The sequence below is a fragment of the Pseudomonas fluorescens genome (genome assembly GCF_902497745.1).
In the GTDB taxonomy this organism is placed as follows: Bacteria; Pseudomonadota; Gammaproteobacteria; order Pseudomonadales; family Pseudomonadaceae; genus Aquipseudomonas; species Aquipseudomonas fluorescens_BM.
The window spans coordinates 195,810-212,386 of the sequence record NZ_CABVHJ010000006.1 but is presented as its reverse complement, the minus strand read 5'-3'; the positions used below and the strand labels follow the sequence as shown (position 1 = coordinate 212,386).

At 60.7% G+C, this 16,577-nt stretch carries 13 protein-coding genes; 8 read left to right on the top strand and 5 right to left on the bottom strand.

Features of this window, described 5'->3' with window-relative positions:
* Window positions 1-10 precede the first annotated feature (10 nt).
* From F8N44_RS11710 to paoC, 4 genes are all read left to right on the top strand, one after another.
* On the top strand, window positions 11-1,765 hold the full coding sequence (locus F8N44_RS11710) for an L-lactate permease (RefSeq protein WP_150650417.1): 1,755 nt from the start codon (window positions 11-13) through the stop codon (window positions 1,763-1,765).
* Between the two features lie 290 nt (window positions 1,766-2,055).
* Entirely contained in the window at window positions 2,056-2,679 is a 624-nt protein-coding gene (gene paoA / locus F8N44_RS11705; RefSeq protein ID WP_150650416.1) for an aldehyde dehydrogenase iron-sulfur subunit PaoA, read from the top strand.
* Window positions 2,676-3,632, top strand: coding sequence for an FAD binding domain-containing protein (locus F8N44_RS11700; RefSeq protein ID WP_150650415.1), 957 nt, complete (start codon window positions 2,676-2,678; stop codon window positions 3,630-3,632). The genes paoA and F8N44_RS11700 overlap by 4 nt, the downstream gene beginning before the upstream one ends.
* Window positions 3,629-5,827, top strand: coding sequence for an aldehyde oxidoreductase molybdenum-binding subunit PaoC (gene paoC / locus F8N44_RS11695; protein ID WP_150650414.1), 2,199 nt, complete (start codon window positions 3,629-3,631; stop codon window positions 5,825-5,827). The genes F8N44_RS11700 and paoC overlap by 4 nt, the downstream gene beginning before the upstream one ends.
* Before the next feature lie 379 nt (window positions 5,828-6,206).
* Here paoC and F8N44_RS11690 read toward each other — a convergent pair whose 3' ends face one another.
* Window positions 6,207-6,683 carry a cupin domain-containing protein gene (locus tag F8N44_RS11690; RefSeq protein WP_150650413.1) on the bottom strand — a complete coding sequence of 159 codons (477 nt, stop codon included), beginning with the start codon at window positions 6,681-6,683 and terminating at the stop codon, window positions 6,207-6,209.
* Between the two features lie 97 nt (window positions 6,684-6,780).
* Here F8N44_RS11690 and F8N44_RS11685 point away from each other — a divergent pair, with 97 nt between their 5' ends.
* A complete protein-coding gene (locus F8N44_RS11685; RefSeq protein WP_150650412.1) occupies window positions 6,781-7,674 on the top strand; it encodes a LysR family transcriptional regulator in 894 nt (297 codons plus the stop codon).
* Between the two features lie 19 nt (window positions 7,675-7,693).
* Here the strand turns inward: F8N44_RS11685 and F8N44_RS11680 are convergent, their stop codons facing one another.
* On the bottom strand, window positions 7,694-8,638 hold the full coding sequence (locus tag F8N44_RS11680; protein ID WP_191630885.1) for an aldo/keto reductase: 945 nt from the start codon (window positions 8,636-8,638) through the stop codon (window positions 7,694-7,696).
* 112 nt (window positions 8,639-8,750) lie between these two features.
* On the opposite strand from F8N44_RS11680, the gene F8N44_RS11675 reads away from it, so the two are divergent.
* On the top strand, window positions 8,751-9,521 hold the full coding sequence (locus F8N44_RS11675; protein ID WP_150650411.1) for an alpha/beta hydrolase: 771 nt from the start codon (window positions 8,751-8,753) through the stop codon (window positions 9,519-9,521).
* 88 nt (window positions 9,522-9,609) lie between these two features.
* Window positions 9,610-10,476 carry a CAP domain-containing protein gene (locus tag F8N44_RS11670; RefSeq protein WP_150650410.1) on the top strand — a complete coding sequence of 289 codons (867 nt, stop codon included), beginning with the start codon at window positions 9,610-9,612 and terminating at the stop codon, window positions 10,474-10,476.
* Here F8N44_RS11670 and F8N44_RS11665 read toward each other — a convergent pair.
* From F8N44_RS11665 to F8N44_RS11655, 3 genes are all read right to left on the bottom strand, one after another.
* Window positions 10,446-11,387, bottom strand: a complete 942-nt coding sequence (locus F8N44_RS11665; RefSeq protein WP_150650409.1) for a DHH family phosphoesterase — start codon at window positions 11,385-11,387, stop codon at window positions 10,446-10,448. The genes F8N44_RS11670 and F8N44_RS11665 overlap by 31 nt on opposite strands.
* 125 nt (window positions 11,388-11,512) lie before the next feature.
* Entirely contained in the window at window positions 11,513-12,796 is a 1,284-nt protein-coding gene (locus F8N44_RS11660) for a Zn-dependent hydrolase (protein WP_150650408.1), read from the bottom strand.
* Between the two features lie 135 nt (window positions 12,797-12,931).
* Complete coding sequence (locus F8N44_RS11655; RefSeq protein WP_150650407.1) at window positions 12,932-14,416, bottom strand: NCS1 family nucleobase:cation symporter-1; 1,485 nt, start codon at window positions 14,414-14,416, stop codon at window positions 12,932-12,934.
* Window positions 14,417-15,042: 626 nt separating this feature from the next.
* Here F8N44_RS11655 and hydA point away from each other — a divergent pair.
* Window positions 15,043-16,482 (top strand): dihydropyrimidinase, encoded by a 1,440-nt coding sequence (gene hydA, locus F8N44_RS11650; protein WP_150650406.1) that lies wholly within the window; start codon window positions 15,043-15,045, stop codon window positions 16,480-16,482.
* Window positions 16,483-16,577: the final 95 nt, after the last annotated feature.

The window sequence follows — 16,577 nt, the reverse complement described above, 5'->3', positions numbered from 1 at the left end:
GAGGTGGACCATGGTCTGGCAGCAAATTTACGACCCGTTCGGCAACCCGGTGATCTCCACGCTCATGGCCGCCGTACCGGTGGTGGTGATGCTCGCAGCGCTGGCGTTCTTTCATGTCAAAGCGCATCTCGCGGCGCTGCTGGCGCTCGCGTCCGCCCTGCTGATTTCGATTTTTGCATTCGGCATGCCGGCGAGCATGGCCGGTTCCGCCGCGTTGTTTGGTGCAGCGAATGGCTTGTTGCCGATCGGCTGGATCGTCCTCAACATCATTTTTCTGCATCGCCTGACCACCGAGAACGGTTCGTTCAAAGTCCTGCAGGATTCCCTCGCGCGGATCACCGATGACCGTCGTTTGCAGTTGCTGCTGATCGCCTTCTGCTTCGGTGCATTTTTCGAAGGCGCGGCCGGGTTTGGCACGCCGGTGGCGGTGACCGGGGCGATTCTGATTGGTCTCGGTTTTTCGCCGCTGGCCGCGTCCGGTCTGGCGTTGATCGCCAACACCGCGCCGGTGGCATTCGGCGCACTGGGCACGCCGATCATCACCTTGGCCAAAGTCACCGGTCTGGATGAAATGGAACTGTCGATGATGGTGGGTCGGCAGTTGCCGTTTTTCTCGGTACTGGTGCCGTTCTGGCTGATCTGGGCCTTCGCCGGGTGGCGCAAGATGCTCGAGATCTGGCCGGCGATTCTGGTGGCCGGCGTCAGCTTCGCGATCCCGCAATTTCTGGTGTCGAACTACCACGGGCCGATGTTGGTGGACGTGATCGCCGCGCTGATTTCCATGGCGTGTCTGACGCTGTTTTTGAAGGTGTGGAAACCGGCGACCATTCACACCTCCGCTGCGCTTTCGGGGCGCGTAGACAACTCCAAGGTCGATGAAGAAAAAATCACTGCCAGCGCCGCGTTCAGTGATCAGGCGCGCCCGGCGGTGATGCGCGCGTGGATGCCGTGGATCATCCTCACCGTGTTCGTGTTTGCCTGGGGCACGCAGGGCTTCAAGAATATGTTCGACACCCGTCCGGTGATTGACCCGGTCACTCAATCGGCCAAGCTTGATCCCGCCGGCAAACCGCTGCGCGAGGCCAACCCGATTTTTGCCCCGGCGGTGACGTTCACCAGCCTGCACCTGCAAATCGAAAAAGTACCGCCGGTGGTCGCGGCGCCGAAAGCTGAGGAAGCGGTGTACAAGTTCACTTGGCTGACCGCCACCGGCAGCGGGATTCTGCTGGCAGCGATTGTCGGCGGTTTGCTGATGGGCTATTCGATTCCGCAACTGATCAAGCAATACCTGCGCACGTTGTGGGTGGTGCGGTTTTCGCTGATCACCATTGCGGCGATGCTGGCGCTGGGGTTTCTCACGCGCTACTCGGGACTCGATGCGACCATGGGCCTGGCATTTGCCGCGACGGGAATTTTCTATCCGATGTTCGGCACCTTGCTCGGTTGGCTGGGTGTGGCGTTGACCGGTTCGGATACGGCGTCGAACGTGTTGTTTGGCGGCTTGCAGCGGGTCACCTCGGAACAGCTCGGGATCAGTCCGGTGCTGATGGCGGCAGCGAACAGTTCGGGTGGGGTGATGGGCAAAATGGTCGATGCACAATCGATCGTGGTCGCCTCCACCGCGACCCGCTGGTACGGGCATGAGGGCGAGATTCTGCGCTACGTGTTCTTCCACTCGATTGTGCTGGCGATTCTGGTCGGCGGACTGGTGACGTTGCAGGCGTATGTGGCGCCGTTTACGCATATGGTGGTTGGCTCACATTAGACAGGCAGAATCCATTCCAGTGTGGGAGCGAGCTTGCTCGCGAAGGCGTCCGGTCTGCCAATGAAGATATTGGCTGTGCCGGCCTCTTCGCGAGCAGGCTCGCTCCCACAATGGCTGAGTGACGCTCTATGGATTGATGAACTGTGCACATAACTCTATAGCGAAAATCCGCAAAAACCTTTTCCTCTCTCCAGCAGTCACTCCTTAACGAGACCGGCGATAACGCTGGCTGCCCGCTTGGGCCATCTATGACCCTGCTGCCCTGATGAAGAGAGAAAAGGAATCGAACCATGACGATTTCCCGACGCGGATTTCTGATCCTCGGCGCCGTGACCGCCACCGCCTTCGCGATGCCGCCGTTTATCAGCCTCAAGGCCTACGCGGCCAATCTGGAGCAACCGGCCATGAGCACAGTGACGATCAACGTTAACGGCAAGCCGTGTGCGCTTGACGTCGACACCCGCACCACCCTCCTCGATGCCCTGCGCGAACACCTGCAACTGACCGGCAGCAAAAAAGGCTGCGACCACGGCCAGTGCGGCGCCTGCACGGTGATCGCCGATGGTCGACGGATCAATTCCTGTCTGACTCTGGCAGTGATGCACGAAGGCAGCGAGATTACTACCATCGAAGGCCTCGGCATGCCCGACAATCTGCACCCGATGCAAGCCGCGTTCATCAAGCATGACGGCTATCAGTGCGGCTATTGCACACCGGGGCAGATCTGCTCGGCAGTGGCGGTGATCAAGGAAATCCGCGATGGCATTCCCAGCCATGTCAGTGAAAGCCTCACCGAGGCGCCGCAGTTGATCGCCAGTGAGTTTCAGGAACGCATGAGCGGCAATATCTGCCGCTGCGGCGCCTACTCGAACATCATCGAAGCCATCACGGAAGTCGCGGAGGTACCGGCATGAGACCGTTCAATTACAGCCGCGCCGACTCCCCCGCCGCAGCCGCCGCACAAGCTGCGCAAGTTCAAGGCGCACGTTTCATCGCTGGCGGCACCAATCTGCTCGACCTGATGAAACTCGACATCGAAACCCCGCTGCACCTGATCGATGTCAATCACCTCGGCCTGGATCAGATCGAAGCCACCCCCGAAGGCGGATTGCGCATCGGCGCGCTGGTGCGCAATACCGATCTGGCTGCCGACGCGCGCGTGCGCAAAGACTACGCCCTGCTCTCCCGCGCCCTGCTCGCCGGGGCGTCCGGGCAGTTGCGCAACATGGCCACCACCGCTGGCAACCTGCTGCAACGCACGCGCTGCCCGTATTTCTACGACACCCATCAGGCCTGCAACAAACGCCAACCCGGCAGCGGTTGCGCAGCGATTGGCGGGGTCAGTCGGCAGTTGGGCATCATCGGCGTCAGCGACGCGTGCATCGCCACACACCCGAGTGACATGGCGATCGCCATGCGTGCCCTTGATGCGCAGATTGAAACAGTGAAACCGGATGGCACGACCCGCAGCATCGCCATGGCTGATTTTCATCAATTGCCCGGCACCACGCCGAACATCGAAACCAGCCTCACACCCGGCGAATTCATCACCTCGGTGACATTGCCCGCGCCAGTCGGCGGCACTCACGTTTATCACAAGGTGCGAGATCGCTCGTCCTATGCGTTTGCGCTGGTCTCGGTCGGTCTGATCCTGCAAAAGGACGGCAGTGGCCGCATCGCCGTCGGCGGTATCGCACCGAAACCATGGCGGGTTGATGCCGCCGAAGCATTGCTGCCCAAGGGCGCCAAAGCGGTCAGTGAACGCCTGCTCGACGGTGCCACGCCGACCCACGACAACCAATTCAAACTGACCCTGGTCGAGCGCACGCTCGGTTCGGTGTTGGCGCAAGCGAGGGATGAAGCATGAAATTCGACACGCCCGCCACCACCAACCCGATCGACCAGTTGAAGGTCATCGGCCAACCCACCGACCGCATCGAAGGCCCGCTGAAAACCAGCGGTCAGGCGCCTTACGCCTATGAGCAGCATGAAGCGGTGGCCAATCAGGCTTACGGTGTCATGGTCGGCTCGGCCATCGCCAAGGGCCGCATCAACAATATCGATCTTGAACAGGCGAAAGCCGCGCCCGGTGTGCTGGCCATCGTTACCGCCGCCAACGCCGGCAAGCTCGGCAAGGGCAAATACAACGCCGCGCATTTGTTGGCCGGGCCGGAGATTCAGCACTATCACCAGGCTGTTGCGCTGGTGGTTGCCGAGACCTTTGAACAGGCGCGCGCCGCTGCGCAAATGGTCAAGGTCGACTACGTCGCGGCCAAAGGCGAATTCGATCTGGCCAGCGTGCGCGACCAAGGCGTCGAGCCGAAAGACGAACTGCCCGACGTCAGCCACGGTGATTTCGCCAAAGCGTTCACCGCCGCGCCGGTGCAGTTCGACCAGACCTACACCACGCCGGATCAGTCCCACGCGATGATGGAGCCGCACGCCACACTGGCGGCATGGAAAGGCGATCAACTGACCTTGTGGACATCCAATCAAATGATCGCCTGGAGCGTCGGTGACATCGCCACGACGCTCGGCTTACCCAAGGAAAAGGTGCGGCTGATTTCGCCCTACATTGGCGGTGGTTTCGGCGGCAAACTGTTCGTGCGCGCCGATGCGATCCTTGCCGCCCTCGGTGCGCGGATGGCTGGCAGGCCGGTGAAGGTCGCCCTCGCCCGCCCGCAGATCGCCAACAACACCACCCACCGCCCGGCGACGATTCAGCGCATTCGCATGGGCGCGACAGCGGACGGCAAACTCACGGCGATTGCCCACGAGGGCTGGTCGGGCAACTTGGCTGAAGGCAAGGTCGAGGTCGCGGCGCAACCGAGTCAGTTGCTGTACGCCGCCGAGAACCGGCAGGTCAGCATGCGTCTGGCGCCGCTGGATCTACCCGAAGGCAACGCCATGCGTGCGCCCGGCGAAACCCCGGGGCTGATGGTGCTGGAAATTGCCATGGACGAGATGGCCGAACAGCTCAAACTCGATCCGATCCAGTTCCGCATTCTCAACGACACACAAGTCGACCCGGTGAAAACCGAGCGGCCGTTTTCGCAGCGGCGCCTGATCGAATGCCTGCAGACCGGTGCCGAGAAATTCGGCTGGGACAAGCGCAATGCGCAACCGGGAACACGTCGAGAAGGTCGCTGGCTGATCGGTATGGGTGTCGCGGCGGCAATCCGCAACAACCTGCTGGTCAAGTCCGGTGCGCGGGTGCGGCTGGAGCGCGACGGCAAGGTCACGGTGGAAACCGACATGACCGATATCGGCACTGGCAGTTACACGATCATTGCGCAAACCGCCGCCGAAATGATGGGGGTTGGCTTGAAGGATGTGAGCGTGCATCTGGGCGATTCGAGCTTCCCGGTGTCGGCAGGTTCCGGCGGGCAATTCGGTGCCAACTGCTCGACCGCCGGGGTGTACGCCGCGTGCATGAAACTGCGTGAAGCGGTGGCGGGCAAGTTGGGCATGGCGGCGGATCAGGCGGAGTTTGTCGACGGTCAGGTACAGGTCGGCAGCAAGAGCGTGCCGTTGCGCAATGCGGCTGAAGGCGGCGCACTGGTCGGCGAGGACAGCATCGAGTTCGGTGATCTGGCCGAGAAATATCAGCAGTCGACGTTTGGTGCGCATTTCGTCGAGGTCGCGGTGGATGCGGCGACCGGTGAAGTGCGGGTGCGCCGCATGTTGGCGGTGTGCGCGGCCGGGCGGATTCTCAACCCGAAAGCGGCGCGCAGTCAGGTGATCGGCGCGATGACCATGGGCGTCGGTGCGGCGTTGATGGAAGAGTTGGCGGTGGACAAGACGCTGGGGTTTTTCGTCAATCATGATCTGGCCGGGTATGAGGTGCCGGTGCATGCCGACATCCCGCATCAGGAGGTGATTTTCCTTGATGAGACGGATCCGGTGTCTTCGCCGATGAAGGCCAAGGGGGTTGGTGAGTTGGGGATTTGCGGGGTCAGTGCGGCGGTGGCGAATGCGATTTACAACGCTACGGGGGCTAGGGTGCGGGAGTATCCGGTTACGCTGGACAAGATTCTGTCGTCGTTGCCGGAGATGATGTGATGACCCGTTAAAAGCCCCTCACCCTAGCCCTCTCCCAGAGGGAGAGGGGACCGATTGGGGGATATTCAGGAGCTGCGCCGACTTGAACGTCCTGCTGTGAATCCATAATTGACACAGCACTTTCAGGTCGATGGATAGCGTTTTGCTGTGAATCCGTAATCGCCTCGGTCTCTCAGGTCGATGTATGACGCAAGACACTGCGGTCGGCTCCCTCTCCCTCCGGGAGAGGGCTGGGGTGAGGGAAATTGGCGAATTTCACCGATCTGAAAGCTCAAATGTGAATCCATAATCGACCCGGTCTCTCAGGTCGATGGATAACGCCAGACACCTCGGTCGGCCCCCTCTCCCTCCGGGAGAGGGCTGGGGTGAGGGAAGCGCTTCACTCGGTACCCGGATACTGCTCGGCACTCACCTGCTCCATCCAATCCACTACTTTGCCATCCAACACTTCGGCAATAGCGATATGGGTCATCGCCGTGTTCGGCGCCGCGCCGTGCCAATGCTTGGCCCCCGGCGCGATCCATACCGTATCGCCTGGACGAATCTCACGCACCGGCTGCCCCCACTCCTGCACAAACCCGGAACCGGCCGTGACGATCAATGTCTGCCCCAACGGATGCGTATGCCACGCAGTACGTGCGCCCGGCTCGAATGTGACTGTCGCACCACTGACTCGCGCGTCTTCAGTGCCTTTGAACGGCGCATCAACCCGCACTATGCCGGCGAACCAGTCCGCCGGGCCTTTCGCCGAAGGTTGCGAACCATTGGGCGTGACCGTCACACGCGGGGATTCATTGGCCTGCACCTCACCTGCCAGCAGGGAAAGGGTCAACGCAGAAGCGGCAATCGGGTTCATGGCAATTCCTCCAGATAATCAATGCCACTACTTTACTCAGCCGAACTCTTCCGATAATCGACTAGAATTCAAAAAAACTTATGCAGGACACTCATCAATGCTTCGGGAAAACGCCACCGATCTGCTCGCCTTCCTCGCCGTGGCCCGCGAGCGCAGTTTCACCAAAGCTGCCGCCAAACTCGGCGTCTCTCAATCGGCACTGAGCCATACCATCCGCGCACTCGAAGCGCGTTTAGGCCTGCGCCTGCTGACCCGCACCACCCGCAGCGTCTCGCCCACCGAAGCCGGCGAACACCTGCTGCAAACCATCGGCCCACGCTTCGAAGAAATCGAACTGGAACTCGCGGCCCTGAGCAACCTGCGCGACACACCGGCGGGCAAGATCCGCATCAACGCCACCGACCATTCGCTGGATTGGCTGCTGCGCCCGGTGCTCAAGGACTTTCTGCCAAAGTACCCGGACATCAGCGTTGAGGTGAGCTGCGACTACGGTTTCGTCGACATCGCCGGGCAAGGTTTCGACGCTGGCGTGCGCCTGGGCGAAGACGTCGCGCAAGGCATGATCGCCACGCGCATCGGCCCGGACATGCGCATGGCAGTGGTGGGCTCACCCGCCTATTTCGCCAAACGAACCGCGCCGCAAACGCCACGCGACCTGACCGAGCACGCCTGCAACAACCTGCGCCTGCCCACCAATGGCGGGTTGTACAGCTGGGAGTTCGAGAAGGATGGCGAAAGCCTGAAAGTGCGGGTCGCCGGACAGATCACCTTGAACGGCGTCTACCCGTTGCTGGATGCCGCATTGGACGGTTTCGGGCTGAGCTACATCCCGGAAAACATCGTCGCGCCGTATCTGGCGGATGGCCGTCTGCTGCAAGTGCTGGAAGACTGGTGCCCGACGTTTGCCGGTTATCACCTGTATTACCCGAGCCGGCGCCAGGCGGCACCGGCGTTTGCGTTGTTGCTGGAAGCGTTGCGCTATCGCGGTTGAGCACCGTCTACGAGATCGATCAACCCAGCAACGCAATCAACTGATGCCGTTGCGCATCGGTGAGCATCGGTCCGAACCCGGCCTTGGCGTTGTCGGCCATATAGCGTGAATTACTCGTACCCGGAATCACGCAAGTCACTGCCGAATGTGAGAGCAGAAACTTCAACGCCAATTGCGACCAACTGTTGACCTGCACATCCGACACCCAGCCCGGCAGCGGTTTGCCTTTGAGCCGGGCCAGCAGTCCGCCGCCACCGAATGGCCGATTACAGATCACCGCCACACCGCGCTCGCGACACAGCGGCAGAATGCGTTTTTCCACGCCGCGATCATCGAGGGCGTAATTGATTTGCAGAAAATCCAGTTGTTCGGCCTTCAGCACCGCTTCGACTTCGTCGTAGGCCGAGGGCGTGTAATGGGTGATGCCGATGTAACGGATGCGCCCCTGGGCTTTCCATTCGCGCAAGGTCGGCAGGTGGGTTTGCCAGTCGAGCAGGTTGTGGATCTGCATCAGGTCGATGCGTTCGGTGCGCAGCAGACTGAATGACTGCTCCATCTGCGCGATGCCCTCCTCGCGCCCGCGCGTCCACACCTTGGTGGCCAGAAACGCCGGCGAACGCGGCTCGTGGATCGACAGCAGTTCACCGGTGGTTTCCTCTGCCCGGCCGTACATCGGTGAACTGTCGATCAGCGTGCCGCCCTTGGTGAACAGCTCATCGAGCACCGTCGGCAATTGCCGGTAGGCCGGATCACCGGGGGCGACGTCGAAGCCGCGATAGGTGCCCAGCCCCACGATGGGCAGCGACTCGGCGCTGGACGGGATGGCGCGGGTCTGCATGGCGTGGCCTCCGGAAGTCGCGGGCGTGGTGGTTGTGGCCAACGCCCGATCAAAGGTGAAGACCGCCGAAACCCCGGCAGCCAGCGTGAGCAATCGGCGACGGGAGTAACCCTCAGTGTGGCTCATGCTGGTTCCCCTGCTGCGTGGATCTGTTGCATGTTGTGTGTGCGAGCGGCCCGGTTGCACGGCTGGACTACACTGCGACAGCGATCCTTCACACACCGTTAAAAGTAGCCGAATGTCCCGAACCCTGATGTCACTCGTCGCATTGATCGTTGCCGTGTACTTGGTGCTGTGTGCGGCGCTGTTCTTTTTCCAGCGTTCGCTGATCTATTTTCCGCAGCCCAATGCCGTCAACAGCGCTGATTCCCGGATAACCCTGTCGATGCCGGATGCGCAGGTTTCGGTGGTCACCCGCGAGCGGGTCGGGCCGAGGGCGCTGATCTATTTCGGTGGTAATGCCGAGGACGTGTCGCGCAATCTGCCGGAGTTTGCCGAGGCATTTCCTGAATACGCGGTGTATCTGCTCAACTATCGCGGTTTTGGTGGCAGCGATGGTTCACCGTCCGAGGCGGCGATTGCCGAGGATGCTCTGGCACTGTTCGATCAGGTCTACGCCAGTCATCCGCAGATTGCCGTGGTCGGGCGCAGTCTCGGTTCCGGAGTGGCCGTGCGTCTGGCCAGTCAGCGGCCGGTGCAGCAATTGATTCTGGTGACGCCTTACAACAGCCTCGAAGAAATCGCGGCGCGGCAATACCCATGGGTGCCGGTGCAGTGGTTGCTCAAGGATCGTTTTGAATCAGGCAAGTACGCCGCGCATATCCGCGTGCCGACGTTGTTGCTGGCGGCGAGTGACGACGAGGTGATTCCGCGCGCCAGCACGCAGCGCTTGCTGGAGCACTTCCCGCAAGGCGTGGCGGTGCTCAGGGTGGTGCCGGATTCGGGGCATAACTCGATCTCCGACCGTGTGCAGTATTTGCAGTGGATGGCGGATGTGTTGAATCGGTGAACCAAGTCCCGATTCCCCAGTCCTACTCGCGCCGCGTTCTGCGGTTCAATCAACTTTTGCGCTGTCCCTCTTCAGAGCTGCCCGTCTCATGCGCCACGCCGTTCGCTCGTCTCGCTTGGTTTCGCTGTGCCTGCTGATCCTTTCACCGTTGTTCGCTGAAACTGCCCTTGCCGGTGCGGAGCGGCAACTGGTGGCCGCCATCAACGACTATCGCGCCCATCCGCAACGTTGCGATCGACGCCCGGCGCAACGCTTGGCACCGTTGGCGCTGAAGTCGAACCTGGCGTTGCCGATCGGTTATCGCTACGCCGGCGGCATGCGTGAAGCGTTGAAGTCGTCCGGTTATTCGGCCGTGGCGGTGCGCAGTATTCGCGTGATTGGCGCCGAGGACGCCGAAGAGGCTTTCGACCTGCTGCAAGACGAGCACTGCGCCGCGCTGCTGGATGCGAGCTACGCCGACATCGGTGTCAGTCGTTCGCGCAATGAGTGGCAAGTGGTGTTGGCGCAACCGGTGCTCGACAGCCGCGTTGGCGATAACCGCAGCGTCGGCAAGGCCCTGCTGGCCGAGGTCAACGCCGCGCGCGCCCGGCCACGCATGTGCGGGCGCCAGCGCTTCGCCGCCGCCCGACCGTTGAGTTGGAACGCGGCGTTGGGCGCCGCCGCGCAGGGGCACAGCAAAGCCATGGCTTACGGCAACTATTTCGCCCACCGCGACCCGGACGGTGACCTGCCCGCCGATCGCGCCCGCGCGGCCGGCTATCGCGGTCGGCAAATCGGCGAAAACATTGCCGCCGGGCAGAGTTCACCGGGCAAGGCCATGGCCGGATGGCTGGCCAGTCCCGGGCACTGCGCCAATCTGATGAACCCGATGTTTACCCAGGTCGGTGCCGGGTTTGCCAGTGAGGCGCGCAGTGATGAAGGGGTTTACTGGACGATGGTGTTTGGCGCGCAGTGACTGGCAGCGTCCAGCCCCAATTTCAGCCATTCCTTGCGCAACATTGACGGCGACACAACGGCGACTCCAGCCTGCCAGTCGAGTGGCCATAGACAATTGAGCTTTGCTTGGCTGACGTGATTCGGTGCCAGCAGACAGCTTTTGCTGTCGCGAATGCTGATGACATTCAACAGCCAGTCATCGCCCTGCTCTGCCATCCAGCGCTCGATCATCGACCGGTGTTTTTGCAGCAAAGCGTCGGCATCCCACACGGTCATTTGCGCAAAGAAGCCTGGCAGGTTGCTCTCGGACTTCATCCGTTTCGAGTCGGCTGCCAAAGCTGCGGCGAGGTCCGATTCGATGCTGGCCTGGCATTCGAGAAAATACTGCCGGGGCCAGTCTGCGGTCAGTTTTGCCCGTGAAGCGAGATCGGTATAGGCCTCAATGTCCGCTGGAGTGGTCATCTGCCCGGTAAAATTCAGCGTGTTGTCGAGAATCGCGGTGGCCAGCAAAGCGGCACTTTGCATGCTGATCTGCGGCAGCACACCGGCCGTCTGCCAGCGCTGAAAAACCTGAGTTGCCGCCGCGCCGATCGCACGGATATCGGCGGCAGCCCCAAGCGTCTGCTGCCAGTAATGCTCGAACCCCGGATGATGATCGATGATCTCCACCACCCGTTCGAGCACCACCAACGGGTCGAAATGGTGATAGTCCGAGACATCGACCAGGACAAACTCATCGTCCAGCGTCGGCTGGCAATCGTCAAAAGTAGCAGCCCAGCCGAGCACGGTGTGCGAAACGCTGGCGTTAGGTTGTGCGCTACTGACGGCGCGGGCGGGAATGCCTTGCAGGTTGAGCAATTCTGCGTAAGCGATGCAGCAGGCGTAGGCGTCGATGTCCAGATAGGACGCGCCGGAGGTGATGATTTTCATGGGCCGGCAAATTCACACATTTTCATGACGTTGTGGTGACAGCGAAGATCGCAGTCTCCGGCAATTCCTACACAGGATTTATGGTTTCCCTGTAGGAGTTGCCGAAGGCTGCGATCTTTTGATCTTCAAGCTGCGCGCTGCCCTCCCGCGACCATCGCCGAAGCCGCCAGCATCGCCCGCAACAACACCGCACACCCCGCTGCCAGATCATCCGGTGCCGCGTTCTCGATTTCGTTGTGGCTGATGCCGCCTTCGCACGGCACAAAAATCATCCCCGCCGGGCCGAGTTCGGCGAGGAAAATCGCGTCATGCCCGGCGCCGCTGACGATGTCCATATTCGACAGGCCCAAACCTTTCGCCGCCCCGCGCACCGCTTCCACGCAGCCCTTTTCGAAATACAGCGGCGGGAAGTCGGCAGTCGGGGTCAGTTCATAAGTCAGACCGTGTTCCTCACAGGTGGCTTCGATGACTTGCTTCACCTCGGCAATCATCGAGTCCAGACGCGCCGGTTCCAAGTGACGGAAGTCGAGGGTCATGCGCACTTCGCCGGGGATGACGTTGCGCGAGCCAGGATAGGCTTGCAGGCAACCAACGGTGCCGCAGGCATGGGGTTGATGACCGAGGGCGGCGCGGTTGACCGCGCCGACGATCACCGAGGCGCCGACCAGCGCGTCTTTACGCAAGTGCATCGGCGTCGGGCCGGCGTGGGCTTCGACGCCGCGCAGCTTGAGGTCGAACCACTTCTGCCCCAACGCGCCCAGCACGACGCCGATGGTTTTCTGTTCGTCTTCGAGGATCGGGCCTTGTTCGATGTGTGCCTCAAAATAGGCGCCGACCTTATGCCCGCTGACCTTGCGCGAACCGGCATAACCAATGGCATTCAGCGCTTCACCGACGGTGACGCCGTCGGCATCGACTTTGGCGAGGGTTTCTTCGAGGGTGAATTTCTCCGCGAACACGCCGGAGCCCATCATGCACGGTGCGAAGCGCGAGCCTTCTTCGTTGGTCCAGACCACCACTTCCAGCGGCGCTTCGGTTTCCACACCGAGGTCGTTGAGGGTGCGCAGGACTTCGACACCGGCGAGCACGCCGAAACAGCCGTCGAACTTGCCGCCAGTGGGTTGGGTGTCGATGTGGCTGCCGGTCATCACCGGTGGCAGATTCGGATTGCGCCCGGGGCGACGGGCGAAAATGTTGCCGACAGCATCGACGGTGACGCTGCATCCGGCGTCCTTGCACCACTGCACGAAGAGGTCGCGGGCCTGGCGGTCGAGATCGGTCAGGGCCAGGCGACAGACCCCGCCCTTGACCGTGGCACCGAGCTTGGCCAGCTCCATGAGCGAGGCCCACAGGCGATCGCGGTTGATGTGCTGATGGGTCGATTGCAGAACGTCTACGGCTGCGTTCATGGGGATCTCCTCAGGCTGCTTTTCTTATGAATATTTCTCTGGTGTCGGGTAGATCGCCTTCGCGAGCAGGCTCGCTCCCACAGGGGAAACGCATTTCAAATGTGGGAGCGAGCCTGCTCGCGAAAGGGCCATCCGCTACACCGCCGACTTCACGACCGAAGGCTGCGCGCGCATCACGCACAACCCGTAATAAATAATCCCGCCCAGCGCCGAGCCGGTGAACCAGCCATAGCTGTAGAACCAGCTGAACGCATCGCTGCCCAGCGACAGCAAGGTCAACACCACCGGCACACCGAACGCGAGAAACCCGGCCCAGTTCCACGCCGGATACACGTCGTCGCGGTACAACCCGGCCAGGTCCAGTTGCTGTTTCTTGATCAGGAAATAGTCCACCACCATGATCCCGGCAATCGGCCCGAGCAGGCTCGAATAGCCCAGCAGCCAGTTGGAATACACGGTTTCCAGGCTCACATCGGAAACGATCAGACCGAGTTTTTTCAGTAGTTCATGGCCCATCAACAACAACCCGACCAACCCGGTCAGCAACACCGCTTTGGTGCGGTTGATCACCTTGGGCGCGATGTTCTGGAAGTCATTGGTCGGCGAAACAATGTTGGCGGCGGTGTTGGTCGACAGCGTGGCAATGATGATCAACGCCATCGCCACCGCCACCCACACCGGGCTTTGGATATGACCGATCAGACTGACCGGATCGGAGACGGTCACACCTACGAGTTTCACCGACGCGGCCGTCATGATCACGCCGAGGGAGGCGAACAGAAACATGGTCAGCGGCAGGCCGAAAATCTGCCCGAGGATCTGATCTTTCTGGCTCTTGGCGTAACGGCTGAAGTCGGGAATGTTCAGCGACAACGTCGCCCAGAAACCGACCATCGCGGTCAGCCCGGCGGCGAAGTAACTGACCACGCTGGCACCCTCCGGACGCTTGGCTGGAATCGCCAGCAGTTCGGTCATCGACACATTGGGCATCGCCCACACCAACAGGCCAATGCCCACCGCCACCAGCAACGGCGCCGACAAGGTTTCCAGCCACTTGATCGACTCGGCGCCACGGATTACCACCCACAGGTTCAGCGCCCAGAAGATCATGAAGCCAATCACCTCACCCGTGCCGCCGAGGGATTTCCAGCCCTCGAACACCGAGCCGAGAAACAGGTGAATGGCCAACCCGCCAAACATCGTTTGAATGCCGAACCAGCCACACGCCACCAGTGCGCGGATCAGGCACGGCACGTTGGAGCCGAGAATGCCGAACGACGAGCGCAGCAGCACCGGAAATGGAATGCCGTACTTGGTGCCGGGAAACGCATTGAGCGTCAGCGGGACCAACACGATGATGTTGGCGAACAGAATTGCCAGCAGCGCTTCACCAACAGTCAGGCCGAAGTAAGCCGTGAGGACACCGCCGAGTGTGTAGGTCGGCACGCAGATCGACATGCCGACCCACAGCGCGGTGATGTGCCATTTGTTCCAGGTTCGTTCGCGCACCTTGGTCGGTGCCATATCGTGGTTGTAACGGGGACTGTCGAGGACGTCGCTGCCGGCTTCGAGTTCGAACAAGCCGTCGCGCTCGGTCACTTGCGATCTGTTCTGTTGCATGGCCGCTCCACTGTTCTTCTGATTATTTTTTTGCTCATCAGGCGGCGTGCGCACAAGGGTGCGAGCCGGACGATGGCCGGAGGAACTGACAACTTTCGTGCACCGGCCATGGTGTCAGCGGCGGCATCAATAAACGTGCCGGGTAACCCGCTAGCGCATCGGGCGGTGTTTCAAACGCTTTGCAACTTTCTGATATTCATCAGTTTTAATTATTCACCGGAGGAGTTCGCGGAAACTTGTCTGGGTGCTCAGGCTAAACACCTGGCAAGTTGTCCGAACAGACAGGACTCAAACTGGTGCACTGCATTTATTTTCATCGTGAGCGAGCAACCGCAGCTCAACTTCAAGCGGCTGATTTCACATAGGAAATCTTGCTCATATTTCCATCCTGTCAAGTGCGTCAAAATGGTGAACAGCCTCACCATTTTGGTGATTTTCAGTTTTTATCGTTATTTTTCATATACTTAAAACAGTCATAAGCTTATAAAAAATAATCTTGATCTATTGCAAATCTGCGACTAGCTTCTATTCCTGACAGCGCTGACAGGAATACACCCTACAACGCTGTACATCAATAAAACATCTAGAACCGACACAAGTCGGTCAATGCCTGCGAGGAACTCGGAATGTCTCTGTTGATCCGTGGCGCCACCGTTGTTACCCATGATGAAAGTTATCGCGCCGACGTCTATTGCGCCGACGGCGTGATCAAAGCCATCGGTGAAAACCTTGATATTCCCGCCGGCGCCGAAGTGCTCGACGGCAGCGGTCAATACCTGATGCCCGGCGGCATCGATCCGCACACCCACATGCAACTACCGTTCATGGGCACTGTGGCCAGTGAAGACTTTTACAGTGGCACGGCGGCCGGTCTGGCCGGTGGCACCACTTCGATCATCGATTTCGTCATACCCAATCCACAGCAGTCATTGATGGAAGCGTTTCATCAGTGGCGCGGCTGGGCGGAAAAGTCGGCGTCCGACTATGGCTTCCACGTCGCGATCACCTGGTGGAGCGAGCAGGTGCGTGAGGAAATGGCCGAGCTGGTCAGCCATCACGGCATCAACAGCTTCAAGCATTTCATGGCCTACAAGAACGCGATCATGGCCGCCGACGACACGCTGGTGGCGAGTTTCGAGCGTTGCCTGGAACTCGGCGCGGTGCCGACGGTGCATGCGGAAAACGGCGAGTTGGTCTATCACCTGCAACGCAAGTTGATGGCCCAAGGCATCACCGGCCCGGAGGCGCATCCGCTGTCGCGTCCGTCGCAGGTTGAAGGTGAGGCGGCGAGCCGGGCGATTCGTATCGCTGAAACCATCGGCACACCGCTGTACCTGGTGCACGTTTCGACCAAAGAGGCCCTCGACGAGATCACCTATGCGCGCAGCAAGGGTCAGCCGGTGTACGGCGAAGTGCTCGCCGGGCATTTGCTGCTCGACGACAGCGTTTATCAACACCCGGACTGGCAGACCGCCGCCGGTTACGTGATGAGCCCGCCGTTCCGTCCACGCGGTCATCAAGAGGCGCTGTGGCACGGACTGCAAAACGGCAATCTGCACACCACCGCGACGGACCACTGCTGCTTCTGCGCTGAGCAAAAAGCCGCCGGGCGCGACGACTTCAGCAAGATTCCCAACGGTACGGCTGGCATCGAAGACCGCATGGCGGTGTTGTGGGATGAAGGCGTTAACAGTGGACGTTTGTCGATGCAGGATTTCGTCGCCCTCACCTCTACCAACACGGCGAAGATCTTCAATCTCTATCCGCGCAAAGGCGCGATTCGCGTCGGCGCGGATGCCGATCTGGTGCTGTGGGATCCGCAAGGCACCCGCACCATTTCCGCCAAGACCCACCATCAGCAGGTGGACTTCAACATCTTCGAAGGCAAGACCGTGCGCGGCGTGCCCAGCCATACCGTCAGCCAGGGCAAAGTTGTTTGGGCCGATGGTGATTTGCGCGCTGAGCGTGGTGCCGGGCGGTATATCGAACGGCCGGCGTACCCGACAGTGTTTGATTTGCTGAGCAAGCGGGCTGAGTTGCATAAGCCGACTGCCGTTAAACGCTGAAATCCAAGCCTTCGGCCTTCGCGAGCAAGCTCGCTCCCACATTTGAAATGCATTCCCCGTGTAGGAGCTGCCGAAGGCTGCGATCTTTTGATTTT